Origin of the sequence: Pseudomonas sp. A1230 (genome assembly GCF_044218825.1) — a bacterium.
GTDB lineage: Bacteria > Pseudomonadota > Gammaproteobacteria > Pseudomonadales > Pseudomonadaceae > Aquipseudomonas > Aquipseudomonas iridis.
This window is the reverse complement of record NZ_CP162582.1, coordinates 2,454,555-2,479,746: the sequence shown is the minus strand read 5'-3', so window position 1 is coordinate 2,479,746 and position 25,192 is coordinate 2,454,555. Positions and strand designations below refer to the sequence as shown.

Annotated in this window: 24 protein-coding genes; 10 read left to right on the top strand and 14 right to left on the bottom strand. The window is 59.8% G+C overall.

Features of this window, described 5'->3' with window-relative positions; genetic code table 11:
* Window positions 1-37 precede the first annotated feature (37 nt).
* Together AB4P97_RS11630 and map are read left to right on the top strand one after the other, a co-directional pair.
* Window positions 38-265 (top strand): ParD-like family protein, encoded by a 228-nt coding sequence (locus AB4P97_RS11630; protein ID WP_042559521.1) that lies wholly within the window; start codon window positions 38-40, stop codon window positions 263-265.
* Complete coding sequence (gene map / locus AB4P97_RS11625) at window positions 262-1,053, top strand: type I methionyl aminopeptidase (RefSeq protein ID WP_042559520.1); 792 nt, start codon at window positions 262-264, stop codon at window positions 1,051-1,053. The genes AB4P97_RS11630 and map overlap by 4 nt, the downstream gene beginning before the upstream one ends.
* Window positions 1,054-1,274: 221 nt before the next feature.
* On the opposite strand, the gene AB4P97_RS11620 is transcribed toward map, so the two are convergent.
* The 5 genes from AB4P97_RS11620 to ribBA form a co-directional block, all read right to left on the bottom strand.
* Window positions 1,275-2,429, bottom strand: a complete 1,155-nt coding sequence (locus AB4P97_RS11620; RefSeq protein ID WP_042559519.1) for an ABC transporter ATP-binding protein — start codon at window positions 2,427-2,429, stop codon at window positions 1,275-1,277.
* 17 nt (window positions 2,430-2,446) lie between these two features.
* Window positions 2,447-3,256: an ABC transporter permease gene (locus tag AB4P97_RS11615; RefSeq protein ID WP_395602688.1), complete on the bottom strand. Its 810-nt coding sequence runs from the start codon at window positions 3,254-3,256 to the stop codon at window positions 2,447-2,449.
* Window positions 3,257-3,262: 6 nt separating this feature from the next.
* The gene (locus tag AB4P97_RS11610; RefSeq protein ID WP_042559517.1) at window positions 3,263-4,210 is read right to left on the bottom strand and encodes an ABC transporter permease; all 948 of its coding nucleotides are present in this window, start codon (window positions 4,208-4,210) and stop codon (window positions 3,263-3,265) included.
* A complete protein-coding gene (locus AB4P97_RS11605) occupies window positions 4,207-5,232 on the bottom strand; it encodes an ABC transporter substrate-binding protein (RefSeq protein WP_042559516.1) in 1,026 nt (341 codons plus the stop codon). The genes AB4P97_RS11610 and AB4P97_RS11605 overlap by 4 nt, the downstream gene beginning before the upstream one ends.
* A 303-nt stretch (window positions 5,233-5,535) precedes the next feature.
* Window positions 5,536-6,645 (bottom strand): bifunctional 3,4-dihydroxy-2-butanone-4-phosphate synthase/GTP cyclohydrolase II, encoded by a 1,110-nt coding sequence (gene ribBA, locus AB4P97_RS11600; protein WP_395602687.1) that lies wholly within the window; start codon window positions 6,643-6,645, stop codon window positions 5,536-5,538.
* A gap of 69 nt (window positions 6,646-6,714) precedes the next feature.
* Between ribBA and AB4P97_RS11595 the strand changes: the two genes are divergently transcribed.
* Window positions 6,715-7,011 carry a DUF1330 domain-containing protein gene (locus AB4P97_RS11595; RefSeq protein WP_042559514.1) on the top strand — a complete coding sequence of 99 codons (297 nt, stop codon included), beginning with the start codon at window positions 6,715-6,717 and terminating at the stop codon, window positions 7,009-7,011.
* A 121-nt stretch (window positions 7,012-7,132) separates the two neighbouring features.
* Here the strand turns inward: AB4P97_RS11595 and AB4P97_RS11590 are convergent, their stop codons facing one another.
* From AB4P97_RS11590 to AB4P97_RS11560, 7 genes are all read right to left on the bottom strand, one after another.
* Entirely contained in the window at window positions 7,133-7,696 is a 564-nt protein-coding gene (locus AB4P97_RS11590) for an NUDIX hydrolase (RefSeq protein ID WP_047301674.1), read from the bottom strand.
* Between the two features lies 1 nt (window position 7,697).
* Window positions 7,698-8,462 (bottom strand): GntR family transcriptional regulator, encoded by a 765-nt coding sequence (locus tag AB4P97_RS11585; protein WP_395602686.1) that lies wholly within the window; start codon window positions 8,460-8,462, stop codon window positions 7,698-7,700.
* Window positions 8,463-8,520: 58 nt separating this feature from the next.
* Window positions 8,521-8,910, bottom strand: a complete 390-nt coding sequence (locus AB4P97_RS11580) for a carboxymuconolactone decarboxylase family protein (protein WP_042559511.1) — start codon at window positions 8,908-8,910, stop codon at window positions 8,521-8,523.
* Between the two features lie 130 nt (window positions 8,911-9,040).
* Entirely contained in the window at window positions 9,041-9,526 is a 486-nt protein-coding gene (locus AB4P97_RS11575) for a flavin reductase family protein (protein ID WP_395602685.1), read from the bottom strand.
* A gap of 12 nt (window positions 9,527-9,538) precedes the next feature.
* On the bottom strand, window positions 9,539-11,020 hold the full coding sequence (locus AB4P97_RS11570; protein ID WP_395602684.1) for an aldehyde dehydrogenase: 1,482 nt from the start codon (window positions 11,018-11,020) through the stop codon (window positions 9,539-9,541).
* A complete protein-coding gene (locus AB4P97_RS11565) occupies window positions 11,017-11,850 on the bottom strand; it encodes an alpha/beta fold hydrolase (protein ID WP_042559508.1) in 834 nt (277 codons plus the stop codon). Before AB4P97_RS11565 ends, AB4P97_RS11570 begins: the two co-directional genes overlap by 4 nt.
* Window positions 11,851-11,881: 31 nt before the next feature.
* Window positions 11,882-12,472, bottom strand: coding sequence for an amino acid synthesis family protein (locus tag AB4P97_RS11560; protein ID WP_003225712.1), 591 nt, complete (start codon window positions 12,470-12,472; stop codon window positions 11,882-11,884).
* A gap of 461 nt (window positions 12,473-12,933) precedes the next feature.
* Between AB4P97_RS11560 and AB4P97_RS11555 the strand changes: the two genes are divergently transcribed.
* Together AB4P97_RS11555 and AB4P97_RS11550 are read left to right on the top strand one after the other, a co-directional pair.
* A complete protein-coding gene (locus AB4P97_RS11555) occupies window positions 12,934-13,977 on the top strand; it encodes a YCF48-related protein (protein WP_042559507.1) in 1,044 nt (347 codons plus the stop codon).
* The gene (locus AB4P97_RS11550; protein WP_042559506.1) at window positions 13,974-16,358 is read left to right on the top strand and encodes an RND family transporter; all 2,385 of its coding nucleotides are present in this window, start codon (window positions 13,974-13,976) and stop codon (window positions 16,356-16,358) included. Before AB4P97_RS11555 ends, AB4P97_RS11550 begins: the two co-directional genes overlap by 4 nt.
* A 261-nt stretch (window positions 16,359-16,619) precedes the next feature.
* On the opposite strand, the gene AB4P97_RS11545 is transcribed toward AB4P97_RS11550, so the two are convergent.
* Together AB4P97_RS11545 and AB4P97_RS11540 are read right to left on the bottom strand one after the other, a co-directional pair.
* On the bottom strand, window positions 16,620-17,339 hold the full coding sequence (locus tag AB4P97_RS11545) for a FadR/GntR family transcriptional regulator (protein ID WP_042559505.1): 720 nt from the start codon (window positions 17,337-17,339) through the stop codon (window positions 16,620-16,622).
* A gap of 185 nt (window positions 17,340-17,524) precedes the next feature.
* Window positions 17,525-19,261 (bottom strand): IlvD/Edd family dehydratase, encoded by a 1,737-nt coding sequence (locus AB4P97_RS11540; RefSeq protein WP_395602683.1) that lies wholly within the window; start codon window positions 19,259-19,261, stop codon window positions 17,525-17,527.
* A gap of 193 nt (window positions 19,262-19,454) precedes the next feature.
* Here AB4P97_RS11540 and AB4P97_RS11535 point away from each other — a divergent pair, with 193 nt between their 5' ends.
* From AB4P97_RS11535 to AB4P97_RS11515, 5 genes are all read left to right on the top strand, one after another.
* The gene (locus AB4P97_RS11535) at window positions 19,455-20,777 is read left to right on the top strand and encodes an MFS transporter (RefSeq protein WP_395602682.1); all 1,323 of its coding nucleotides are present in this window, start codon (window positions 19,455-19,457) and stop codon (window positions 20,775-20,777) included.
* A 73-nt stretch (window positions 20,778-20,850) separates the two neighbouring features.
* On the top strand, window positions 20,851-21,843 hold the full coding sequence (araD1, locus tag AB4P97_RS11530; protein WP_395602681.1) for an AraD1 family protein: 993 nt from the start codon (window positions 20,851-20,853) through the stop codon (window positions 21,841-21,843).
* A 9-nt stretch (window positions 21,844-21,852) separates the two neighbouring features.
* Window positions 21,853-23,433 carry an aldehyde dehydrogenase (NADP(+)) gene (locus AB4P97_RS11525; protein ID WP_395602680.1) on the top strand — a complete coding sequence of 527 codons (1,581 nt, stop codon included), beginning with the start codon at window positions 21,853-21,855 and terminating at the stop codon, window positions 23,431-23,433.
* A 165-nt stretch (window positions 23,434-23,598) separates the two neighbouring features.
* Window positions 23,599-23,910 (top strand): DUF5629 family protein, encoded by a 312-nt coding sequence (locus tag AB4P97_RS11520; protein WP_038368119.1) that lies wholly within the window; start codon window positions 23,599-23,601, stop codon window positions 23,908-23,910.
* Entirely contained in the window at window positions 23,897-25,072 is a 1,176-nt protein-coding gene (locus AB4P97_RS11515; RefSeq protein ID WP_210623525.1) for a lactonase family protein, read from the top strand. Before AB4P97_RS11520 ends, AB4P97_RS11515 begins: the two co-directional genes overlap by 14 nt.
* Window positions 25,073-25,192: the final 120 nt, after the last annotated feature.

Below are 25,192 nucleotides of genomic sequence, written 5' to 3'. Positions count from 1 at the left end.
ATATACGAACCATATACACTTCGTATCGGATTTCGCTATGGGCATCGTAAAGATTTCAGAGGACATGCACGAGAACCTGCGCATTTCCAGCAACGCACTCAGCCGCTCGATCAACGCGCAAGCCGAGCACTGGATGCGCATCGGCATGCTCGCCGAACTGCATCCCAACCTCGATCACAGCGCGATCTGCCGTTTGCTGATTCGTGCTGAACAAAACGGCGGGCTGGACCTGCAACAACTGACTCAGGAAGACGTCACGGCATGAGAAACCAGATCAAGATCAACACCCCGACCGACATCGCTCAATCGCGCGCCGCCGGCAAACTCGCCGCGCAAGTGCTGGCGATGCTGGTGCCGCACGTCAAGGCAGGCGTCACCACCGATGAACTGGACCGGTTGTGCAACGACTACATCGTCAATGTGCAAAAAGCCATTCCCGCCAATGTCGGCTATCACGGTTTCCCGAAAACCGTGTGCGCCTCGGTCAACGATGTGGTGTGCCACGGGATCCCGTCGGGCACGCCGCTCAAGGATGGCGACATCGTCAACCTCGACATCGCCGTGATCAAGGATGGCTGGTTTGGCGATACCAGCCGCATGTATGTGGTCGGGGAGGCGACGCCTGAGGCGCAGCACCTGATCAAAACGACGTACGACGCCATGTGCGCAGGCATTCGCGTTGTAAAACCGGGCGCGACTTTGGGCGATATCGGCCATGCGATCCAGAGCCTGGCGGAGAAAGAAGGCTTCAGTGTGGTGCGTGAGTATTGCGGCCACGGCATTGGCAAGGTTTATCACGATGAGCCGCAGATCCTGCATTACGGCTTCCCGAATCAGGGCATGAAGCTCAAGGCCGGGATGATTTTTACGGTTGAGCCGATGCTCAATGCCGGTAAACGACATGTGAAGAACATGCCCGATGGCTGGACCGTGCTGACCAAGGATGGCTCGTTGTCGGCGCAGTGGGAGCATATGGTGGCGGTGACGGAGACTGGGTTTGAAGTGCTGACGGCGTGGCCGGATCAGATTGAAGGTTTTACCCCGATCATCTGAGCACCGCAAAATCACTGTGGGAGCGAGCCTGCTCGCGAAGAGGCCGTATCAGTCAACATCAACATTGAATGACACACCGCATTCGCGAGCAGGCTCGCTCCCACATTCGCAATACATTCTCGTAGGAGCTGTCGAGTGAAACGAGGCTGCGATCTTTTGATCTTGTTTTTTCACAGCAAGATCAAAAGATCGCAGCCTGCGGCAGCTCCTACAGGGGGGGCTCAGTGGGCCCCGGCGGCTTTGTTGAGGTCGCCTTCGGTCCACTCGGTGTAGACGCAGGCGTCGGCGGTGGCCCAACGCACCCGCACCGCATCGCCGGCCTTGAGCGGCATACCCGCCGCCGACAACGCCTTCACCGTCATCGATGTGCCACCCGAAGTGACCACGCTGCAAGTCTGGCTCTCGCCCAGGAACAGCACTTCCACCACCTTCGCTGAAACTTCATTCCATCCCGCCGCCAACGGTTCATCGCTCGCCTGCTGCACGCTCAGCGCCAGCGCCTTTTCCGGGCGCACCATCAGCAACACATCCTGATCGGTGTGCAAACCGGCCGTCAGCCGAATCGACAACGATTGCCCCTCAAAACTAGCCGCCGCATTGCCCTGCGCCTTGAGCTTGAGGAAGTTGGAGTTGCCAAGAAACGACGCGACAAACGCATTCGGCGGATTCTGGTAGAGGTCATACCCGCTGCCCAAACCGACAATCTTGCCGTGACTGAAAATCGCGATGCGCTGCGACAAACGCATCGCCTCTTCCTGATCGTGGGTCACGTAGACGATGGTGATGCCCAGACGCCGATGCAACTGGCGCAGTTCATCCTGCAAGTCTTCACGCAGTTTTTTGTCCAGCGCACCCAGCGGTTCGTCCATCAGCAGAATGCGCGGCTCGTAAACCAGTGCACGAGCAATCGCGACCCTTTGCTGCTGGCCACCGGACAGTTGCGAAGGGCGGCGATGGGCGAACTGTTCGAGTTGCACCAGTTTCAACATCGCATCGACACGCCGTTCGCGTTCGGCAGTCGCGAGTTTGCGAATCGCCAACGGGAACGCAATGTTGTCGCGCACCGACAGATGCGGGAACAGCGAATAACGCTGGAACACCATGCCGATGTCGCGCTTGTGCGGCGGCACGTTGACCAGCGACTGACCGTTGACGAGGATCTCGCCGCTGCTCGGCGTTTCGAAGCCCGCGAGCATCGACAGCGTGGTGCTTTTGCCAGAGCCGCTGGAGCCGAGGAAGGTGAGGAATTCACCGTCCTTGATGTCCAGCGAGATGTTGTCCACGGCAGCAAAGTCGCCGTAGTGCTTGTTCAGGTTGCGCAGGCTGACCAGGGGTTTGTCGTTCTGCTGGGATGCGTCTTTGATCACGGCACTCATGTCGTACTCCTGGGCGCTCAGGCGCTGATTTGATTGCGCCGGCGCAGGGCGGCGGCGATCACCATGACCAATACCGACAGGCCGATCAGCAGCGTCGAAGCGACGGCGATCACCGGTGTCAGGTCTTGACGCAGGGTGGTCCACATTTTTACGGGAAGGGTTTGCAGCGTCGGGCTGGCCATCATCACGCTGAGCACCACTTCGTCCCACGAAACCAGGAAGGCGAAGAGGGCGCCGGCGACCATGCCCGGACGAATCGCCGGGAACGTCACCTTGAACACCGCTTGCAGGCGCGAGGCCCCGCAGATCACCGCTGCTTCTTCAATCGACTGATCGAACAGCTTCAACGAGTTGATGATCGAGATGATGGTGAACGGCAGCGCGACGATCACATGGCTGACGACGAAGGCGAACATCGTCCCGGTGTAACCGAGCTTGAGAAACAGCGCGTACACCGCCACCGCGATAATCACCAACGGTACGATCATCGGCAGGGTGAACAGGCCATAGAGCATCTCGCGGCCGGGGAAGCGCCCGCGCACCAAGGCAAACGCCGTTGGCAAACCTAGGGCCACGGCGCAGATCGTCGTCAGTACCGCGACCTTGAGGCTGGCCGCTGCGGCGTTCATCCAGTCGGGGTTGGAAAAGAACTGGTCGTACCATTTCAGCGTCCAGCCCGGTGGCGGGAACACCAGCCACTGCGATGAACCGAACGACAGCAGCACGATAAAGACGATCGGCAACAGCAGAAACAATCCGATCAGCCCGGTGGTGGCGTAGAGGCCGAAACGCATGCGCCGGCTCATTGCGTTGGGAGTCAGGAGCATGTCGGCTTACCTCGCGTTACTGGCGCCAACCGGGGATTCCGGCTGAAGCTTCAGGTAGAAGTAGAACAGCACCAGCGTGATCGCGATCAGCAACGCGGCGCCGGCACTGGCCAGGCCCCAATTGAGGAACGATTGCACCTGCTGAATGATGAACTCCGGCAGCATCATGTTTTGCGCCCCGCCGAGCAGCGCCGGGGTGACGTAGTAACCGAGCGACATCACAAACACCATCAAGCCGCCGGACGCCAGACCTGGCCGGCACAGGGGCAGGAATACCCGGAAGAAGTTGGTCCAGGGACTGGCGCCGCAGATCGAGCCGGCCTGCAGGATCATCGGATCAATGGCCTGCATGGTCGCCTGCAACGGCAGCACGATGAACGGGATCATGATGTAGCTCATGCCGATCACTACGCCGGTGAGGTTATGCACCATTTCCAGCGGCTGATCGATGATGCCCATCGCCATCAAGGCTTTGTTGATTACCCCCGAAGCTTGCAGCAGCACCAGCCATGAGTAGGTGCGAGCGAGGAGGCTGGTCCACATCGAGAGCAGCACGATGTTGAGAATCCAGCGCCCCCAGCCGCGCGGCACCAACGTGATCGCCCAGGCCAGAGGGAAGCCCAGCAGCAGACTGAACACCGTTACCAGCCCGGCCACCGAAAAGGTGTTGAGCAGCACGCGGGCGTACGCCGAGTTGGCGAACAGTTGTTCATAGTTGCCCAGGCCAGGCACAGGTTCCAGAACGCCGCGCAACAGCAGGCCAATCAGCGGCGCAAGAAAGAACAGGCCGAGGAACAGCAGCGCCGGGAGGAGGTTGCCGGCACCGCGCCAGCGTTGTTTGAGGGACTCGGCTTGCGGCATCGCAATCGCCTTTTTGCCTTCGGCCGAGCCGGCAGCGCGGGCGGCGCTCCCGGTGGCAGTGGAGGGACGGGACGCAGTGGCCGCCATTTTCATTTGACCAGCCATTCGTTCCACCGTGTCGCGATGGCCGGACCGTTCTTGGCCCAGTACGCGAAATCAAGAGTGATCTGATCCTTAGCGTAGGCAGTCGGCAGGTTGGGGGCCAGCGTCGAATCCAGACGCTCCACACTGTCGAGGTTGACCGGGGCGTAGGCAGTCAGGTTGGAGAAGTCGGCCTGGCCCTTGGCGCTGCTGGCGTTGGCCAGAAACTTCATCGCCGCGTCCTTGTTTTTCGAGCCTTTGGGAATGACCAGAATGTCGGCCATGACCAGGTTTTGTTTCCAGCTCACGCCAACCGGGGCGCCGTCCTCTTGTAGAGCATGAACGCGGCCGTTCCAGAACTGGCCCATGCTCGCTTCACCGGACGCCAGCAGTTGCTGCGACTGCGCGCCGCCGCCCCACCAGACGATGTTTTTCTTGATGGTGTCGAGTTTTTTGAAGGCGCGATCCAGATCCAGCGGATAGAGCTTGTCGGCAGCTACGCCATCGGCCAGCAGCGCCAGTTCGAGTACGCCGGGGCTTGGCCATTTGTACAGGGCGCGTTTGCCGGGGTAGGTCTTGGTGTCGAACAGGGCGCTCCAGTCCTGCGGCTTGTTGGCGCCGAGTTTGCTCTCGTTGTAGCCGAGAACGAAGGAGAAGAAGAACGAGCCCACGCCGTGATCGCTGACGAAACGCGGGTCGATTTTGTCGCGCTGGATAACGTTGAAATCGAGGGGTTCGAGCAGGCCTTCAGCTGCGGCGCGCAGGGCGAAATCGGCTTCAACATCGACCACGTCCCATTGCACGTTGCCGCTTTCAACCATGGCTTTGAGTTTGCCGTAGTCGGTCGGGCCATCCTGTACGACGGTGATGCCGCTGGCTTTGCTGAACGGATCAGCCCAGGCCTGTTTTTGCGCATCCTGGGTGCTTCCGCCCCAACTGACAAAATTCACGCTCTCGGCGGCCATCGCGGCCTGGCCGGTAACGCTGAGCAGTCCCGCAAAAAAGATCGCGGTTGCAGCTTTGTTCAACACCATTTTCACGCCCTCATTGTTGTGTTTTTGAGCGGGCTTGCGTTGTTGCCCGCCTGTCGGGAGCAGTAGATGGACGTCCGTGGAAGTGTCCGGTCTATGGAATATCATATTATGGTATTCCAAGTTTTGTGCAAGCACTTTGCCTGACCGGTTATCTGGCGAACCTGCTTTTTGTGGCTTGAAATGCGAAACACTGTGGGAGCGAGCCTGCTCGCGAAAGCGGTGGATCAGCCAACATCTCCAGCGACTGAACCCCTGCTTTCGCGAGCAGGCTCGCTCCCACATTGGGTTTGTAGTGGTTTCAGGTTATTCGGTGAAGGGGATGCTCTCTACCACTTCGAGGTCATAGCCGGTCAGGCCGGCGTATTTCAGTGGCGGGCCGAGATGCCGCAGTTTGCCAACCCCAAGGTTCTGCAAAATCTGCGCTCCGGTTCCCACTTCAGAATAGATCCGCGATTGCGAGCGGCTGAACTGTCGTGGCGGTTGAGTGAGTTGTGGAACCCGCTCCAGCAACGCCTGCGAAGACTCATGATTGGCCAGCACCACCACAACACCATGCCCTTCTGCCGCGACCCGTTGCAGCGCCGTCCACAGCGTCCAGTTGCTTGGCCCGCTGTAGTCGGCGCCGACCAGATCGCGAAGCGGATCGATCACATGCACGCGCACCAGCGTCGGTTCTTCCCGGCGCAAATCCCCCATGACCATCGCCATGTGCACGCCGCCCTCGATGCGGTCCTCAAACGTGATCAGGCGGAACGTGCCATGCACTGTCGGCAAATCGCGTTCACCAATGCGTTCGATGGTGTGCTCGGTGCTCAAACGATGGTGGATCAGGTCGGCAATGGTGCCGATCTTGATCCCGTGCTGGCGCGCAAACACTTCCAGATCCGGGCGACGTGCCATGGTGCCGTCGTCGTTCATCACTTCGACAATGACCGAGGCCGGAGTAAAACCGGCCAGTCTGGCCAGATCGCACCCCGCCTCTGTATGGCCTGCACGGGTCAGCACGCCACCTTCCTTGGCGCGCAGTGGAAAGATGTGGCCGGGCTGCACCAGGTCTTCGGCGCGGGCGTCCTTGGCTACGGCAGCGGCAACCGTGCAGGCGCGGTCAGCGGCGGAAATACCGGTGGTCACGCCAACCGCCGCTTCAATCGACACGGTAAACGCGGTGCTGAACACGCTGCCATTGCTCGGCACCATTTGTTCAAGCCCTAGCCGCTGGCAATGTTCGTCGGTCAACGTCAGGCAGATCAGACCGCGTGCTTCACGGGCCATGAAGCTGATCGCCTCGGGCGTGCAACAGTCGGCGGCCAGCAACAGGTCGCCTTCGTTTTCCCGATCTTCGTCATCGACCAGCAAGACCATTTTGCCGAGGCGATAATCTGCGATGATTTCTTCGATGCTGTTGAAGGCCATGCTGGACTCTCAGTGTTTGTTGGAAATATTATTGGTATACCATAATACATAATCGAAACAGAGGTCACTATGAAGGCGTACTGGATTGCTCACGTAGACATTGCCGATCCCGACCACTACAGCCAATACACCCAGCGCGCGCCGAAGGCATTCGCCGATTTTGGCGGGCGGTTTCTGGCCAGAGGTGGTCGCAGCGAGGCGATGGAAGGACGCAAGGCACCGCAGCGCAGCGTGGTGATCGAGTTCGATAGCTTTGAGAAGGCTGTGGCGTGCTACCACTCGGCGGCGTACCAAGAGGCGAAAAGTTACCGCGAGGAATGGGCGAGGGCGGAAATCATCATTGTCGAAGGCGTTGGCCCAATCTAAATCACACCACACAACTATGTAGGAGCTGCCGAAGGCTGCGATCTTTTGATGTTGTTTTTCAAAAAAAGATCAAAAGATCGCAGCCTTCGGCAGCTCCTACAGGGACTACGTTGTCTGGGGATTAGCGGATGAAATGGATCTTGCCGCTGTCGTCATTGCCCACATAGATCCCGTAAACCCCGGCCTGGCGTTCCTCGATATAGCGTTCGAGGATCTGCCGGATCGCCGGGTAATAGATCTGCTCCCACGGGATGTCCTCGGGGGCGAAGAATTTACATTCGAGGGTTTCCGGCCCGAACTGGCCGGTGATCTCCAGCGCGATGGCGCGGAAAATGATGTACACCTCGCTGATCTTCGGCACGCTGAAAATCGAGTAGGGCGAGAGGATTTCCGCGCGCACGCCGCTTTCTTCCCAGACTTCACGCAGCGCGGCCTGCTCGGTGGTTTCGCCGCTTTCCATGAAGCCTGCGGGCAGCGTCCAGGTGCCCGGGCGCGGGGGAATTGCGCGTTGGCACAAGAGGTACTTGCCGTCCTGCTCAATGATGCAGCCGGCAATGATCTTCGGATTGACGTAGTGGATGAAGCCGCAACCGCGGCACATCAGGCGCTCGTGCGTATCGCCCGGCGGTACCTGCTGACCGAGATCAGGTCCACCGCACTTTGGGCAAAAGCTCGGGCTGAACATGTCAGTGACCTATACGGGGTTCTTTGAGCGGGATGGGCAGGGTGATCGGTGGCGTGCCTTTGACAGCGATGCCGGTTTCTTCCTGCTTGCGCTTGAGGTAGTCGAGCGCAACGGCAGCGGCAGCGCGAACGTGGTCCACGCAAGCCTGATGCGCCAGCAGCGGATCGCCGCTCTTGATCGCCTCGACCATTTTTTCCATTTCCTGGTTACTCGCGCCGCGACGGTTTTCCTGAGACACCGAGGTCGCGCGCAGGTAGCTGATGCGTGCCTGCAACTGACGCAATTGTGTGGCCGCGACGTGGTTGCCTGAACCTTCCAGCAGCACATCGTAGAAACCTTGTACCGAGTCGATCACTTGCTGCAATTCGCCGTCCTTGAGCGCCTTGCGGTTCTCATCGAGGGCTTTCTCCAGCGCTTTGATGTCCTTGGCTTTGGCGCGCAGGGTGAACAGCTGCGCGATCAGGCCTTCCAGCACGCAACGCAGTTCGTAGATATCGACGGCATCGGCGAGGGTGATGATGGCGACGCGTGGGCCCTTGGCATCGGCGAACTCCACCAGGCCTTCGGATTCGAGGTGACGCAAGGCTTCGCGTACCGACGTGCGGCTCACGCCCAGACGATCGCACAGATCGCGTTCGACCAGGCGGTCGCCCGGCAGAAGCTGGAAGTTCATGATGGCGCTTCGCAGTTTATCCAGCACGATTTCGCGCAGGGTAACGGGGTTGCGATTGACCTTGAAGCTGTCGTCGAGTGGCAGGCGTTTCATGGGGTCCGCTCTTTACTATGGCTGTCCATGCCAGACGGGCATCAAAACAGCCGAGGGGTTAACTGGAGGCCTCGGCGTCGGCGTCGGCAAAGGCTTCGCGGGCCAGCCGGAAACTGTCCACGGCCGCCGGGACGCCGCAATAAATGCCGACTTGAAGCAGAATTTCGCGTATTTGCTCACGACTCAGGCCGTTACGCAAGGCGCCACGCACATGCAGCTTGAGTTCGTGCGGGCGGTTGAGCGCCGAGATCATCGCCAGGTTGATCATGCTGCGTTCCTTGAGCGACAAACCCTCGCGACCCCAGACATGGCCCCAGCAGTATTCGGTGACCATTTCCTGCAACGGGCGGGTGAAGTCGTCGGCGTTCTCTATTGAGCGTTGCACATAGGCTTCGCCCAATACCTGAGTGCGGATCTTCAGGCCTTTTTCGTATTTCTCATTGTTCATGATGTTCGCCTCAACTCGATCCCTGTGGGAGCTGGCTTGCCAGCGATAGCGGTAGATCACTCAACATTGATATCGAATGTGATGCCGTCATCGCTGGCAAGCCAGCTCCCACAGGGTTTATGTGAATCGGTCAGGTCAGGGCAGGCAACGCGCCCAGCTTGCCCTTGTGATAAATCATCGGCGTCACCGGTTGTGCCGGCAGAATCAGATTCTTCACCGCGCCAACGATGATCGCGTGATCGCCACCATCGTATTCGCGCCACAACTCGCACTCGATGATCGCCGTAGCATTGGCCAGAATCGGGTTGCCCAGTTCGCTCAAATGCCACTCGATGTCTTTGGCCTTGTCCTTGCCTTTACCGGCAAAGGCGTAGGCCTCGGCAGTCTGCTCGGCTGAGAGCAAGTGAATGGCGAAGCGCTTGCTGTCGCGCAAGATCGGGTAGGTGTCGGAGGCGTAGTTGGGGCAGAACAGCACCAATGCCGGATCAATCGACAGGGCGCTGAAGGCGCTCGCGGTGATGCCGACGATGCCGCCATCCGGGTCGAGGGCGGTGACCACCGTGACGCCGGACGGAAACGAGCTCATCACGTCTTTATATATGCCGGGTTCGATCATGTCGCAGGTCTCCTAGCGCATCACAAACGGATCAGGCATTGGCGCCTGAGAAAGGTTGATCCACACCGTTTTCAGTTCGGTGTAGGCCAGCACCGAATCGATGCCGCTTTCGCGTCCATAGCCACTGTTCTTGAAGCCGCCGATCGGTGCCATCGCCGACACCGCGCGGTAGGTGTTGACCCAGATGATCCCCGATCGCACATCCCGGGCCAGACGATGGGCACGGCCCAGGTCACGGGTCCAGATGCCGGCGGCGAGACCGAACTGTGAGTCGTTGGCAATCGCCAGCGCTTGGGCTTCATCTTTAAAGCGAATAACTGATGCGACAGGGCCGAAGACTTCTTCCTGCATGATCTTCATCGAATTGCTGTCGCACTCGAACAGTGTCGGCTCATAGAACCAGCCGTCACCGAGCCCCGTCGGGCGCTTGCCACCGGTACGCAAAATCGCACCTTCGGCGATGGCATCGGCAACCAGACCTTCAACCACCGCGAGCTGCTGCGCGGTGGCCATCGGGCCCATTTCACTGCTGTCTTCCTGCGGATTGCCAATGCGAATGCGCTGGGCGCGCTCCACCAGTCGACTGACGAACTCGTCGTAGATTTCGTCCTGCACCAACAGTCGCGAGCCGGACACACAACTCTGACCGGATGCCGCGTAAATCCCGGCAATCGCCCCGTTGATCGCGCTGTCGAGGTCGGCGTCGGCGAAGATGATGTTCGGCGATTTGCCGCCCAGTTCCAGCGACAGCTTGGCGAAGTTCTCGGCACTGCTGCGCACCACATGTCGTGCCGTGGCCGCGCCGCCGGTGAAGGCGATCTTGCGGATCAGCGGATGACGGGTGAGGGCGGCGCCGGTGCTCGGGCCGTAACCGGTGACGACGTTGACCACGCCCGGCGGGATCCCGGCTTCGAGGGCCAGGCGCGCCAACTCAAGGATGGTCGCCGAAGCATGTTCGGACGGCTTGATCACAATCGTGTTGCCGGCGGCGAGGGCCGGGGCGAGTTTGATCGCAGTCAGATAAAGCGGGCTGTTCCAGGGAATGATCGCGGCGACCACACCCATGGCTTCGTGAACCGTGTAGGCGAACAGATCCGGCTTATCCAGCGGCAAGGTGCCGCCTTCGAGCTTGTCGGCAAGCCCTGCGGTGTAATGGAAAAATTCTGGCAGATAGCTGACCTGACCACGGGTTTCGCGGATCAGTTTGCCGTTGTCGCGGCTTTCCAGTTGCGCCAGGTGCTCCTTGTTCTCAGCGATCAAGTCACCGAGACGACGCAGCAATTTGCCGCGCGCCGTGGCGGTCAGGCCACGCCATGCCGGGCTGTCGAAAGCGGTTTGCGCCGATTGCACGGCGCGCTCGACATCCGCTTCATCGGCGTCGGGCAGCTCGGCCCAGGCTTGGGCCGTGGCCGGGTTGAGGCTTTCGAAAGTCTTGCCGGAGAGGGCATCGACCCATTCTCCGCCGATGCACATCTGGAAGCGTGCGAGCGTCATGCAACGATCCCCTTTATTTGATTTTGTCGGGAGTGCGCGAATTCGAGAAATTCCAGCAATGTCTGGTTGACCAGACGCGGCGACTCTACGGGCATCATATGCCGTTGCTCGGGCAGCACGGCAACCTTGGCACCGGGGATGCGCAGGGCCAGTTGTTCGGCCATCTCCGGGGTCGAGCCCGGATCGAGCTCACCGGTGGCAATCAGCGTCGGCGCCTGAATGCTGCCCAGGTCGTCGGCGCGATACATGTCTTGCGTGGCGAACAGCTCGTAAGTGGTCAGGTAACCCTGCGGATCGTTGTTGGCCAGGGTTTGCCGCAACGCGGCGATCTGCGCCGGATTCGCTGCCTGATATTCACGGCTGAACCAACGTGAAAGCGCCGCTTCGGCATTCGCGTCGGGCCCGTGTTCAGCGGCTTGCGCAGTGCGGGCGATGACGCCGGCGCGCTGCTCTTCGCTGCGGTTGAACACGCTGTTGAGCACCACCAGGCTTTGCAGGCGCTGTGGGTAATGCAGGGCAAATGCCCGCGCCACCAGTCCGCCCATGGAAAAACCGATCACCGCCGCCTCAGGCAAGTTCAGGTGATCGAGCAGCTCCAGCAACTGGTCGGCGTAACCGAGCAGGTTGGTGCCGCTGGCCGGTCGCGGACTCGCGCCATGGCCGAGCATGTCGTAGGCGATCACCTGATATTGGCTGGCGAGGCCGACAATCTGGCCGCCCCACATTTCTTTGTTCAGGCCCACGCCGTGGATCAAAACCACGGGCTGGCCTTGGCCGGTCGCCAGGTAACTGGTGCCAGCCGGGGTGAGTTCAGCTGTGAGCCGAATCATGGAGCGCTCCTGCTTGCCTTTTTTATTGTGATTACTGGGCTTTTTCGGCGGCCAGTTCTTCCAGATCGATGTAACGGTTACCGATGCGCGGGTGCAGACGACCACCGTCGGCGCAACCCAGCACAACGACGATTTCATCGGCACGCGGCGCGTCTTCGATCTGCATTTCCAGGGTGATGTAGTGCGAACGCAGGCCTTCGTCGTCCTTGTGCATCATCGGGATCTGAATCGAGGTACCCGGGCCGCCGCGCTTGTTGGTGAAGCTCAGATAGCTCTTGGCCTTGACCGCCTCGCGGTAGTGGTTGCCGAAGCGCAGGGTGTGGATCACGGCGGAAGCGTGTTCGATCTCGCCATCAGCGCCGACCACAGCGGCTTTGCCGTAGGCCTCGATTTTTTCTGCGCCGCCAATGATCCCGACCAGACGCTCGACCATCAAAGCGCCGAGATCCGAGCAGTTGGCGCGTATCTGCGGCTTGAGGTCTTCCACAAAGCCGTTGCCCACCCAAGGGTTTTTCATCACCACGGCGAGGCCAACCATGGTCACTGGCTTGTCGGTGGCTTTGCCGCCTTCGATGAAGGTTTCTTCGACATAGCTGACGATCTTGCGAATTTCGAAACTCATGAGCTGCTCCGGTGGGGGATTGAGAGTGTCTTCCCGTCTGATGGTATACCATAATATCTGTCGTGCAAGTCCTCCTTGCGAGTTTTGAATCATCTATCCGGCGAATGGAGGTGCATTCAGCCGCCACCCCACATCCCCAATTCGCCTCAGGCCCTGTGGGGGCGAGCCTGCTCGCGAAAGCGGTGGGTCAGCCAATAAAGAGGGTGCCTGTCACCCCGCATTCGCGAGCAGGCTCGCTCCCACAATGGAAATCACTGGCAGCAGAAGCCTGTGTGCGGTTAACAAAAGATAACGTGGCGCCGATTGTCAGACGTTTCCAAAGCCCGATAGGATGAGCCAGCTTCCGAAGGGGCTCTGGATTGCGGGTTTCAGGACTATGCTTCTGACCAGCGATCGCTCGAACACCCTTGCGGCGCCCTTTAAGGCCAAATGGCCTAACAATAATAAATAGGGGAAGGTCTATGAGTCGTTGCCGCCCGCCGGCGTTACGCAACACCGCGTTGCTGGCCACAGCACTCTCGATGCTGGGCTTTGCCATATTGTCGGCACCTGTGATTGCCGCCCAGGCTCCAGCCGATGTGGTTTATGCCACCGAATCAGCCAAAGCCGCGAAAAGCCTCATTCTTGACGTCGTTCACGCTGGCGCCCGTTTGGTCGCCGTCGGGGATCGCGGGCACATTCTGTATTCCGATGACCAGGGCAAGACCTGGACGCAGGCCAAGGTGCCGAGCCGGCAGTTGCTGACGGCCGTGTATTTTGTCGACGACAAGCACGGCTGGGCGGTCGGCCATGACGCGCAGATTCTCGCCAGCGAGGACGGCGGCCTGACCTGGACCAAACAATTCGAAGACCTCAAACGCGAATCGCCGCTGCTCGACGTCTGGTTCAAGGACGCCAACAGCGGCTTTGCCGTGGGCGCTTACGGCGCGCTGCTGGAAACCACCGATGGCGGCAAAAACTGGGAAGACGTCAGTGACCGCCTCGACAACGAAGACCAGTTCCACCTCAACGCCATCGCTGCAGTGAAAGACGCCGGGCTGTTTATCGTCGGCGAGTCGGGCAGCATGTTCCGCTCCGCCGACGAGGGCCAGACCTGGGAAAAACTCGAAGGCCCATACGAAGGCTCGCTCTTCGGCGTGATCGGCACTGCTCAACCGCAGACGCTGCTGGCTTACGGCTTACGCGGCAACCTCTACCGCTCGAGCGATTTCGGCAGCAACTGGGAACAGATCGAGCTCAAAGCCGCGCGCGGAACACTGGAATTCGGCCTTTCCGGCGCTGCCTTGCTCGACGACGGCTCCATCGTCATCGTCGGCAACGGCGGTTCGGTGATCAGCAGCAGCGACAACGGCGAAACCTTCAGCGTGTTCAACCGCCCGGATCGCATATCCCTGTCGTCGGTCACCGCCGCCGGCAATGGCAACCTGATTCTGACCGGGCAGGGTGGCGTCCACACCACGCTGCCGAACGGCGCCGAGATCAATAATAAGAAGGCGGGGCTATGACTTCCTTGAACACACAAAACCAGGAAAAGGCGACGGTCCTCGAACGCCTGATTTTCAACAACCGCCCGGCTGTGATCCTGATCTGCCTGGTGGTGAGCATTTTCCTGTTCTGGCAGGCCACGTTGATCCGGCCGTCCACCAGTTTCGAAAAAATGATCCCGCTGCAGCATCCGTTCATCGAGAAGATGATGGAGCATCGCAACGATCTGGCGAACCTGGGCAACACCGTGCGGATTTCGGTGGAAGCCACCGATGGCGACATCTTCTCCAAGGAGTACATGGAGACTCTGCGCCAGATCAACGATGAGGTGTTCTACATCTCGGGCGTTGACCGCTCCGGGCTGAAGTCGCTGTGGAGCCCGAGCGTGCGCTGGACCGAAGTGACCGAGGAGGGTTTCGCCGGCGGTGAGGTGATTCCGCAGAGCTACAACGGCTCGCAGGACAGCCTCGATCTGCTGCGCAACAACGTGCTCAAGTCCGGTCAGGTCGGCCGTCTGGTGGCCAACGACTTCAAGTCGAGCATCGTCGACATCCCGCTGCTGGAGTCCTACCCGGACCCGCAGGATCAGGGCAAGTTGCTGGCGCTGGATTACCGCAAGTTCTCCCATGAGCTCGAAGACAAGATCCGCAACAAGTTCGAAGCACAGAACCCGAACATCAAAATCCACATCGTCGGTTTCGCCAAGAAGGTCGGCGACCTGATTGACGGTCTGGTCATGGTGGTGCTGTTCTTCGGCATCGCCTTCGTGATCACCCTGATTCTGCTGCTGTGGTTCACCAACTGCGTGCGCAGCACCATCGCCGTATTGAGCACGACGCTGGTGGCGGTGGTCTGGCAACTCGGCTTGATGCACTTCTTCGGCTTCGGACTCGATCCGTATTCGATGCTGGTGCCGTTCCTGATTTTCGCCATCGGCATCTCTCATGGCGTGCAGAAGATCAACGGTATCGCTCTGCAATCCAGTGAGGCGGACAACGCACTTACGGCTGCACGACGCACGTTCCGGCAACTGTTCCTGCCGGGGATGATCGCGATTCTCGCGGATGCGGTGGGCTTCATCACGCTGCTGATCATCGACATCGGTGTTATCCGTGAACTGGCCATCGGTGCGTCCATCGGTGTGGCGGTGATCGTGTTTACCAACCTGATCCTGTTGCCGGTCGCCATCTCCTATGTCGGCATCAGCAAACGTGCCATCGCCAAGAGCAAAAAGGACGCGAACCGCGAACATCCGTTCTGGCGCCTGCTGTCGAACTTTGCCAGCCCGAAAGTTGCACCGATCTCCGTAGCCCTGGCGCTGGTCGCCTTCGGTGGTGGCCTCTGGTACAGCCAGAACCTGAAAATCGGCGACCTCGACCAAGGCGCGCCGGAGTTGCGTCCTGATTCGCGCTACAACAAGGACAACAACTTCATCATCAGCAACTATTCGACCAGTTCCGACGTGCTGGTGGTGATGGTCAAGACCAAGGCTGAAGGCTGCTCACGCATTGAAGCCATGGCGCCGATCGATGAGCTGATGTGGAAGATGCAGAACACCGAGGGCGTGCAGTCGGCGATCTCGTTGGTGACTGTGTCCAAGCAGATGATCAAAGGCATGAACGAGGGCAACCTGAAATGGGAAACCCTGTCGCGCAACCCGGACGTGCTGAACAACTCGATTGCCCGTGCTGATGGTTTGTACAACAACAGTTGCTCGCTGGCGCCGGTGCTGGTGTTCCTCAACGACCACAAGGCGGAAACCCTTGATCGTGCGGTACATGCGGTGCAGGAATTCGCCAAGGACAACAACAAGGACGGCCTGGAATTCATCCTTGCTGCGGGTAACGCCGGCATCGAAGCGGCCACCAACGAAGTGATCAAACAGGCCGAGTTGACCATCCTGATCCTGGTGTACATCTGTGTGGCGGTGATGTGCATGATCACCTTCCGTTCATGGGCGGCAACGTTGTGCATCGTGCTGCCGCTGGTGCTGACTTCGGTACTCGGCAACGCGCTGATGGCGTTCATGGGCATCGGTGTGAAAGTGGCGACGTTGCCGGTGGTGGCGCTGGGCGTGGGTATCGGCGTCGACTACGGGATCTACATCTACAGCCGTCTGGAAAGTTTCCTGCGTGCCGGTCTGCCGTTGCAGGAAGCCTATTACCAGACCCTGAAATCCACCGGTAAAGCGGTGCTGTTCACCGGTCTGTGTCTGGCCATTGGCGTGTGCACCTGGATCTTCTCGGCGATCAAGTTCCAGGCCGACATGGGCCTGATGCTGACCTTCATGCTGCTGTGGAACATGTTCGGTGCGCTGTGGCTGCTGCCGGCACTGGCGAAGTTCCTGATCAAGCCAGAGAAACTGGCAGGGCAGAAGGGCAACTCGCTGTTCGCGCATTGATCTGAAGGGCTGAAATGAAAAAGCCGCAACCTTAGGGTTGCGGCTTTTTTTGTGGATCAGGATCAAGAGCCCCTCACTAGCCCTCTCCCGGAGGGAGAGGGGACTGACCGAGGGGTGCGTCTTGATACATCGACCTGAGTTACCGAGTCGATTATGGATTCAAAGCAAATCGTTCAAGTCGGCGTAAATCTCAAATATCCCCCCAATCGGTCCCCTCTACCTCTGGGAGAGGGCTAGGGTGAGGGCAAGCGATCTAAAGCCTTAAGAAAGCTCAGCCCCCAACACAACACTCAACGCACTGCGCGCATCATCCAGCTGCACCAACGTTGCATGCCGAGCACCCAGCGCATCGCGATTTTCAATGGCCGTCAAAATCGCCTTGTGCCGCGGCAACGCGAATTCATGCAGGTTCGGCCGCTGATTCGAATGCTTCAGCGCCTCGGCAATCGCCACCGACAACATGTTGCACAGGTTCGCCAACAAATCATTGTGCGTCGCATCGGCAATCCGGCTGTGAAAGTCCAGGTCCGGTTGCAGCAGTGCTTCCGGCGTCGGCGCCGCTTCCATGCGTTGGTAGGCTTCGCCGATGGCGGCAATGTCGGCATCGGTCGCATGCTGGGCGGCGAGGGCGGCGGCGGCAGGTTCGATGATGCTGCGCACGCTGGTCAGCACGTTGAAAAACTCGTTCTGCGGGCTGCTTTGCATCAGCCAGTGCAGCACGTCCGGGTCGAGCATGTGCCATTCGCGGCGCGCCTTGACCACCGTGCCGACGCGCGGCTTCGAATACACCAGACCCTTGGCCACCAACACCCGCGTGGCTTCGCGCAACACCGGCCGGCTGACCGCGTACTCCTCGCACAACAAGGCTTCGGCGGGCAGTTTGTCATCGGGCAAAAAGCGTCCGGAGACGATCTGCTTGCCCAATTCCTGGACAATGCGCGAGTGCATGCTTTTGCGGTCGGAAGGTTTACGGTAATCCATGGGGGGCGGCGCGATCCTGAGCGATGGAGATGCCGCGCATCATAGCAGGCACGGCACAATCTTGAGGCAGACACAGAAACCAAATGTGGGAGCGAGCCTGCTCGCGAAGGCGGCATATCAGTCAAATAGATGTCGACTGACACTCCCTCTTCGCGAGCAGGCTGGCTCCCACAGGGACTGCGGTGTTAGTGAGAGTGGCGGGGTACTTCCGCCCCACGGCAGCCCACCAGGAAGTCAAAGTCACAGCCCTGATCCGCCTGCAACACATGGTCGATGTACAGCTGACGATAACCGCCCACCAACAATTGTTGCGGTGGTTGCAGATCGGCCATGCGCGCCGCCAGTTCGGCATCCGGAATGTCCAGGTGCAAACGGCCAGTGGCGCAATCGAGCTCGATCCAGTCGCCTTCCTTCACCGTGGCCAACGGCCCACCAGCTGCCGCTTCCGGCGCCACGTGCAAAACAACCGTGCCGTACGCCGTGCCGCTCATCCGCGCATCGGAAATACGCACCATGTCGGTCACGCCTTGTGCCAACAGCTTGGCCGGTAGGCCCATGTTGCCGACTTCGGCCATGCCCGGATAACCCTTCGGCCCGCAGTTCTTCATCACCAGAATCGAGTTGGCATCAACATCCAGTTGCGGATCATTGATTCGTGCTTTGTACATGTCGAAGTTCTCGAACACCACTGCACGTCCACGATGCTGCATCAGTTCGGCGCTGGCGGCGGACGGCTTGAGCACCGCGCCCAGTGGCGCGAGATTACCGCGCAGCACGCAGATACCGCCGTCAGCACGAATCGGGTTGTCGAGCGTGCGGATCACTTCGTCTTCGCCATAGATCGGCGCGTCCTTGGTGTTCTCGCCGATGGACTTGCCGTTGACGGTCAGGGCATTCGGATGCGGAATCAGGTTGGCTTCACCCAGGCGACGCAGCACGGCTGGCAAGCCACCGGCGTAGTAAAACTCTTCCATCAGGAAACGCCCGGACGGTTGCAGATCGACGATGGTCGGCATGCCGCGGCCGATGCGCGTCCAGTCGTCCAGATCCAGCTCGACGCCAATGCGCCCGGCGATGGCTTTCAAGTGAATCACAGCGTTGGTCGAACCACCGATGGCAGCGTTGACGCGAATCGCGTTTTCGAAGGCTTCCTTGGTCAGGATCTTCGACAGTTTCAAATCCTCGCGAACCATCTCCACCACCCGCATGCCGGACATGTGCGCCAGCACATAACGCCGCGCATCCACCGCTGGAATTGCCGCGTTGTGCGGCAGCGAAGTGCCCAGTGCTTCGGCCATGCACGCCATGGTCGACGCCGTGCCCATGGTGTTGCAGGTGCCCGCTGAGCGCGACATTCCGCCCTCGGCCGCGAGGAAGTCGTCAATGGTGATGGTACCGGCCTTGACCTGTTCGCTGAGCTGCCAGACCACAGTGCCGGAGCCAATGTCCTTGCCCTTGTGCTTGCCGTTGAGCATCGGCCCGCCAGTGACGACGATGGCCGGCACGTCGCAACTCGCTGCGCCCATGAGCAGCGCCGGAGTGGTTTTGTCGCAACCGGTCAGCAGCACCACACCGTCAATCGGGTTACCGCGGATCGCTTCCTCAACGTCCATGCTCGCCAGGTTGCGGGTGAGCATGGCGGTCGGGCGCAGGTTGGATTCGCCGTTGGAGAACACCGGGAATTCCACCGGGAAGCCACCGGCCTCGATCACCCCGCGTTTGACGTGCTCCGCGATCTGGCGGAAATGCGCGTTGCACGGGGTCAGTTCCGACCAGGTGTTGCAGATGCCGATGATCGGCTTGCCATGAAACTGGTGGTCGGCGATGCCCTGATTCTTCATCCAGCTGCGGTACATGAAGCCGTTCTTGTCGGCCGTGCCAAACCATTGGGCGGAGCGCAGGGTGGGTTTCTTATCAGACATGATCGATTCTCTTATTGTATGACTATAGTGTTCCAGTGATGGCCTAATATAAGCTCAAATTCGGCGGTTTGGAAGTGTTGTTGGGTAATTAGTAATACTATATAGTCGTTTTCGACGGAGGGATGGCCCTGGCGGTTTTCCGCGAGAGGCGTCCCCCGAGGTTCTATAAAAACAACAATCGGAGACCGATCTCATGAGCCAGGAATTGCGCCTGATACGGCGCATCACACTGAAACTGATTCCCTTCCTGATCCTGCTGTACCTGATCGCCTATGTGGATCGCTCCGCCGTCGGCTTCGCCAAGCTGCACATGGGCGCCGACATCGGCATCGGCGATGCGGCCTATGGCCTCGGTGCCGGGCTGTTCTTCATTGGTTATTTCCTTTTTGAAATTCCCAGCAACCTGATGCTCGAACGCTTCGGCGCGCGGCGTTGGTTCGCGCGGATCATGATCACCTGGGGCGCGATCACCATCGGCATGGCTTTCGTCCAGGGCCCGCACAGCTTCTATGTCATGCGCTTTTTGCTCGGCGCGGCAGAGGCAGGGTTCTTCCCCGGGGTTCTCTACTACATCACCCAATGGTTCCCGGTGCGCCATCGCGGCAAGATCCTCGGGCTGTTCATTCTTTCGCAACCGATCGCCATGATGATCACCGGTCCCGTGTCCGGCGGTTTACTGGGCATGGACGGCATTCTCGGCCTGCACGGCTGGCAGTGGCTGTTCATCGTCATCGGCACCCCGGCGATCCTGTTGACCTGGCCGGTGCTGCGCTGGTTGCCTGACGGTCCGCAACAGGTGAAGTGGATGGATCAGGACGAGAAAGACTGGCTGACCGGTGAGCTGAAAAAGGATCTGCAAGCGTATGGCCAGACCCGTCACGGCAATCCTTTAAATGCGCTAAAAGACAAACGCGTGTTGCTGCTGGCGCTGTTCTATCTGCCGGTGACCCTGAGCATCTACGGCCTCGGTTTGTGGCTGCCGACGTTGATCAAACAGTTCGGTGGCAGTGATCTGGTGACCGGATTCGTATCGTCGGTGCCGTACATCTTCGGGATCATCGGCCTGCTTATCATCCCGCGCAGTTCCGATCGCATGAACGATCGCTACGGGCATTTGGCGGTGTTGTATGTGCTGGGCGCGATTGGCTTGTTCCTCAGTGCCTGGCTCTCGTTGCCGGTGGCGCAACTGGCGGCGCTGTGTCTGGTGGCGTTTGCACTGTTTTCCTGCACGGCGGTGTTCTGGACCTTGCCGGGGCGGTTCTTTGCTGGCGCAAGTGCGGCGGCGGGGATCGCGCTGATCAACTCGGTGGGCAACCTCGGCGGCTACATCGGGCCATTCGTGATCGGGGCGCTGAAGGAACACACGGGCAATCTGGCTTCGGGGTTGTACTTCCTGTCGGGGGTGATGGTGTTTGGTTTGATTTTGACTGGCGTGGTGTATCGCGTGCTGGAGCGTAAGCACGTGTTGCCGCCTGACCAGTTTGCCGCGAGTGCCCGCGGTGCCACACGCACCTGACACGCCCCTGTGGGAGCTGGCAAGCCAGCTCCCACAGGGATCTGCGGTGTTTTTGAAGGAATAGGAGAAAAACATGCATCTGGTTCAATTCGAATTGAGTAACGGCGAGCGCCGCGTCGGCGTGGTCGAAGGCGCTGTGGTGCGCGAAGTGCAGGCCGCCCGCAACGTGCGTGATCTGGCCCTGGCCGCCATCGAAGCCGGCGGCACTCTGGAGCAGCAAGTCAAAACCCTCGGCCTAGGCAGCAGCCACGACTATGCGCAATTGCTCAAAGACCTGCGCATTCTGCCGCCACTCGATCACCCGGACCCGGCGCACATGCTGGTCAGCGGCACCGGTCTGACGCATCTGGGCAGCGCCTCGGCCCGCGACAAGATGCACCAGCAGGCCGGTGACGAAACCGCGATGACCGACACCATGAAAATCTTCAAATGGGGCGTCGAGGGCGGTAAGCCGGCGGCGGGGCAGGCCGGTGTTCAGCCGGAATGGTTCTACAAGGGCGACGGCAGCATCGTCGTGCGTCCCGGCGAAGCCTTCCCGTTGCCGCCGTTTGCCGAAGACGCTGGTGAAGAGCCGGAAATGGCCGGCCTTTACATCATCGGCCACGACGGCAAGCCGTATCGCCTAGGGTTCGCCGTCGGTAACGAGTTCTCCGATCACGTCATGGAGCGCAAGAACTACCTGTACCTGGCCCACTCGAAATTGCGCAGTTGCAGTTATGGTCCGGAACTTCGCGTCGGTGAGCTACCCCAACACCTTGCGGGCACCAGCCGCATCCTGCGTGACGGTGAAGTGCTGTGGCAGAACGAGTTCCTCAGTGGCGAGGCCAACATGTGCCACAGCCTGGCGAACCTCGAATACCACCACTTCAAGTACACCCAGTTCCTGCGCCCGGGCGACGTGCATATTCACTTTTTCGGCACCGCGACCTTGTCGTTCGCCGATGGCATTCGCACCCAACCGGGCGACGTTTTCGAAATCAGCCAGGCCGAATTCGGCGCACCGCTGATCAATGGCATCGCCCCGGTTCAGGCCGTTTTCGAACCGGACAGCATCGGCACCCTTTAAGGAGATCCCATGACTCAGATTCTCGGTCACAACTACATCGGCGGTCAGCGTAGCGCTGCCGGCAACGTCAAACTGCAAAGCGTTGACGCGACGACGGGCGAACAACTGCCTCACGATTTCATCCAGGCCACGGCCGAAGAAGTTGACGCCGCCGCCAAAGCCGCCGCTGCCGCCTACCCGGCCTATCGCAGCCTCAGCGCTGAGCGTCGTGCGCAGTTTCTCGACGCGATTGCCGATGAACTGGATGCGCTCGGTGATGATTTCGTCGCCGTGGTCTGCCGCGAAACCGCGTTGCCGGCTGGGCGCATTCAGGGCGAACGCGGTCGCACCAGCGGCCAGATGCGTTTGTTCGCCAAAGTGCTGCGCCGTGGCGATTTCTATGGCGCGCGGATCGACCTGCCGTTGCCGGATCGCCAGCCTTTGCCGCGCCCGGATCTGCGTCAGTACCGCATCGGCCTCGGTCCAGTCGCTGTGTTCGGCGCGAGCAATTTTCCGCTGGCGTTTTCGACTGCCGGTGGCGACACCGCATCGGCACTTGCTGCCGGTTGCCCGGTGGTGTTCAAGGCGCACAGCGGTCACATGGCCACGGCCGAGCTGGTGGCTGATGCACTGATTCGAGCGGCGGAAAAAACCGAGATGCCAGCGGGTGTTTTCAACATGATCTATGGCGGTGGCGTCGGCGAGTGGCTGGTCAAGCATCCGGCGATTCAGGCTGTCGGTTTCACCGGTTCGCTCAAGGGCGGACGTGCGTTGTGCGACATGGCTGCGGCACGCCCGCAACCCATCCCGGTGTTTGCCGAGATGTCGAGCATCAACCCGGTCATCGTCTTGCCGCAGGCGCTGGCCGCTCGCTCGGAAAGCGTCGCTCGCGACCTCACCGCGTCGGTCGTGCAGGGCTGCGGTCAGTTCTGCACCAATCCGGGTTTGGTCATCGGTATTCGCTCGCCTGAGTTCAGCGCATTCGTGCAGCAGGTTGCAGGCTTGATCGGCGACCAAACGGCGCAAACCATGCTCAATGCCGGCACCCTTGGCAGTTACGGCAACGGCTTGCAGAAGCTGCTCGCGCACCAGGGCATCGAACATCTGGCCGGCAATCCGCAGCAGGGTAATCAAGCGCAGCCGCAGCTGTTCAAAGCGGATGTCAGCCTGTTGATCAACGGCGATGAAGTGCTGCAGGAAGAAGTCTTTGGCCCAACCACGGTGATTGTCGAGGTGGCCGATCAGGCGCAACTCAGTGCCGCATTAAACGGTTTGCACGGGCAGCTCACGGCGACGATCATCGGCGAGCCGGCGGACTTCCAAGCGTTCGCGGAGTTGACGCCGCTGCTGGAACAGAAGGTCGGGCGCATCCTGCTCAACGGCTATCCCACCGGTGTCGAGGTGTGTGATTCGATGGTCCATGGCGGCCCGTACCCTGCGACGTCCGATGCTCGTGGCACTTCGGTCGGCACACTGGCCATTGATCGGTTCCTGCGTCCGGTGTGTTTCCAGAACTACCCCGACAGCTTGCTGCCGGAACCGCTGAAAAACGCCAACCCGTTGCGTATCCAGCGCCTGGTGGATGGCAAGCCTTCGCGCGAAGCGTTGTAAGGCAACACGCATAACCTGTGGGGGCTGGCTTGCCAGCGATGACTGCGGCACATCCAACATTGATGTGTCAGACAGATTGCTATCGCTGGCAAGCCAGCTCCCACAGGGATCTGCATCGACAATAAGCTATCATTCGCTCTTTCCCCCCTAGAAAGACTGTTCACCATGACTGCCCAAACCCTTCTCAACGCCCTCGAACACTGCGGTATGGTCGAAATCGACGGCCTGCACGCTTTCGAATTCGCCCTCGATGAAGACGACAATCTGCACATCGAATGCATTGATGGCCGAGCGGCCAAGCATTGGGAATTCACGCCGGCGCAGGTCGCTGCAGCCACCTTCGATGATTCTCTGCAGAGCTGGTTGATCGTCGGTTATTTCAATGAGACCAAAGCTATCGGCGAACACCGCCTGGTCTGCCACGGCGACGTCGTCAGCAGCAGCGACGACGAGGATGAAACTGATGAAAATGCGTAAATTCTGGCCGTTGCTGATGGCCGGCAGCGTCGGTGCGATGGGCCTTTCCAGTGCATCCGCTGAAAGCTTCCAGCTGCTGGTCGGCTCTTACACTGCCGGCGCCAGCCAAGGCATCTATCGGATGAGCTTCGATAGCGCCACCGGTCAGATCGAAGCCAAACCACTGCAAGTGGTGAAAAGCGAAAACCCGTCGTGGCTCACTCTGTCCAAAGACCAGAAACGCTTGTTCGTGGTCAACGAAAACGGTCCAGGCCAGACCGATCCGGTCGGTCGCGTCAGCAGTTATGCGATTGATCCGAAAACCCATGCGCTTAGCCTGATCAATCAAGTCCAAAGCCTGGGCAACGAGCCGACCCATTCAAGCCTCAGCCATGACGCCAGCCATTTGTTCGTCAGCAACTATTCGGTGATGGAAGATCCGGGCGGCACCCTGGCGGTGTTGCCGGTAGGCGCAGACGGAAAACTCAAACCGGTGGTGCAGATGAGCGCGCACCCGGCGAGCCGGGTCAATCCCGAGCGTCAGGCGTCGAACCATGTGCACTCGACGGTCTCTTCGCCGGACGGCCGTTACGTGTTCTCCAATGATCTGGGCGCGGACAAGGTCTTCATCTACCAGTTCGACCCGAAGGCCAACCCGGAGCTGCCACTGACACCGGCGAAAACCGCTGCCGTGCCTATGCCAGCGGGCAGTGGTCCGCGTCATCTGCTGTTCAGTGCTGATGGCAAACACGCCTGGCTGACCATGGAAATGAGCGCTCAAGTCGCCGTATTCGATTACAACGATGGCGTGCTGACCCAGACGCAATTGGTTGATCTTGCGGCTGGCCAGCCGACCTCGGATAAGGCAGCCGCTGCTTTGCATGCCAGCGCTGACGGTAAATTCCTCTACGTCAGCAACCGTGGCACTGCCAATCAGTTGGTCGTGTTCAGCATTGATCCGGCCACCGGCCAGCTCAAGGAACTGCAAAAACGTTCGGTGGACGGTGATCACCCGCGCGAATTCAGTCTCGACCCGAGTGGCAAATTCCTGCTGATTGCCAACCAGAAGAGCAATGAGATCGTCGTCGTTGAACGCGATGGCAAGACCGGCCTGCTCGGTAAAACCGTGCAGAAACTGCCGATGGATGCGCCCAGCGATCTCAAGTTTGTAGTGCGACAATAAGCCACAGGCCCCGATTCACGGGGCCTGTCTCTATGTATTAATCGCGCTGATAACTGCTACTGTTACAAAGCATTTCAAGCGATCAACCCTCGAGCGTTAAGTTGGCTCCACAGCCCAACC

Bases quoted from the DNA above. Each gene is read 5' to 3' on its own strand.
- AB4P97_RS11630 (WP_042559521.1), top strand. From the start codon at position 38: ATGGGCATCGTAAAGATTTCAGAGGACATGCACGAGAACCTGCGCATT.
- map (WP_042559520.1), top strand. From the start codon at position 262: ATGAGAAACCAGATCAAGATCAACACCCCGACCGACATCGCTCAATCG.
- AB4P97_RS11620 (WP_042559519.1), bottom strand. From the start codon at position 2,429: ATGAGTGCCGTGATCAAAGACGCATCCCAGCAGAACGACAAACCCCTG.
- AB4P97_RS11615 (WP_395602688.1), bottom strand. From the start codon at position 3,256: ATGCTCCTGACTCCCAACGCAATGAGCCGGCGCATGCGTTTCGGCCTC.
- AB4P97_RS11610 (WP_042559517.1), bottom strand. From the start codon at position 4,210: ATGAAAATGGCGGCCACTGCGTCCCGTCCCTCCACTGCCACCGGGAGC.
- AB4P97_RS11605 (WP_042559516.1), bottom strand. From the start codon at position 5,232: ATGGTGTTGAACAAAGCTGCAACCGCGATCTTTTTTGCGGGACTGCTC.
- ribBA (WP_395602687.1), bottom strand. From the start codon at position 6,645: ATGGCCTTCAACAGCATCGAAGAAATCATCGCAGATTATCGCCTCGGC.
- AB4P97_RS11595 (WP_042559514.1), top strand. From the start codon at position 6,715: ATGAAGGCGTACTGGATTGCTCACGTAGACATTGCCGATCCCGACCAC.
- AB4P97_RS11590 (WP_047301674.1), bottom strand. From the start codon at position 7,696: ATGTTCAGCCCGAGCTTTTGCCCAAAGTGCGGTGGACCTGATCTCGGT.
- AB4P97_RS11585 (WP_395602686.1), bottom strand. From the start codon at position 8,462: ATGAAACGCCTGCCACTCGACGACAGCTTCAAGGTCAATCGCAACCCC.
- AB4P97_RS11580 (WP_042559511.1), bottom strand. From the start codon at position 8,910: ATGAACAATGAGAAATACGAAAAAGGCCTGAAGATCCGCACTCAGGTA.
- AB4P97_RS11575 (WP_395602685.1), bottom strand. From the start codon at position 9,526: ATGATCGAACCCGGCATATATAAAGACGTGATGAGCTCGTTTCCGTCC.
- AB4P97_RS11570 (WP_395602684.1), bottom strand. From the start codon at position 11,020: ATGACGCTCGCACGCTTCCAGATGTGCATCGGCGGAGAATGGGTCGAT.
- AB4P97_RS11565 (WP_042559508.1), bottom strand. From the start codon at position 11,850: ATGATTCGGCTCACAGCTGAACTCACCCCGGCTGGCACCAGTTACCTG.
- AB4P97_RS11560 (WP_003225712.1), bottom strand. From the start codon at position 12,472: ATGAGTTTCGAAATTCGCAAGATCGTCAGCTATGTCGAAGAAACCTTC.
- AB4P97_RS11555 (WP_042559507.1), top strand. From the start codon at position 12,934: ATGAGTCGTTGCCGCCCGCCGGCGTTACGCAACACCGCGTTGCTGGCC.
- AB4P97_RS11550 (WP_042559506.1), top strand. From the start codon at position 13,974: ATGACTTCCTTGAACACACAAAACCAGGAAAAGGCGACGGTCCTCGAA.
- AB4P97_RS11545 (WP_042559505.1), bottom strand. From the start codon at position 17,339: ATGGATTACCGTAAACCTTCCGACCGCAAAAGCATGCACTCGCGCATT.
- AB4P97_RS11540 (WP_395602683.1), bottom strand. From the start codon at position 19,261: ATGTCTGATAAGAAACCCACCCTGCGCTCCGCCCAATGGTTTGGCACG.
- AB4P97_RS11535 (WP_395602682.1), top strand. From the start codon at position 19,455: ATGAGCCAGGAATTGCGCCTGATACGGCGCATCACACTGAAACTGATT.
- araD1 (WP_395602681.1), top strand. From the start codon at position 20,851: ATGCATCTGGTTCAATTCGAATTGAGTAACGGCGAGCGCCGCGTCGGC.
- AB4P97_RS11525 (WP_395602680.1), top strand. From the start codon at position 21,853: ATGACTCAGATTCTCGGTCACAACTACATCGGCGGTCAGCGTAGCGCT.
- AB4P97_RS11520 (WP_038368119.1), top strand. From the start codon at position 23,599: ATGACTGCCCAAACCCTTCTCAACGCCCTCGAACACTGCGGTATGGTC.
- AB4P97_RS11515 (WP_210623525.1), top strand. From the start codon at position 23,897: ATGAAAATGCGTAAATTCTGGCCGTTGCTGATGGCCGGCAGCGTCGGT.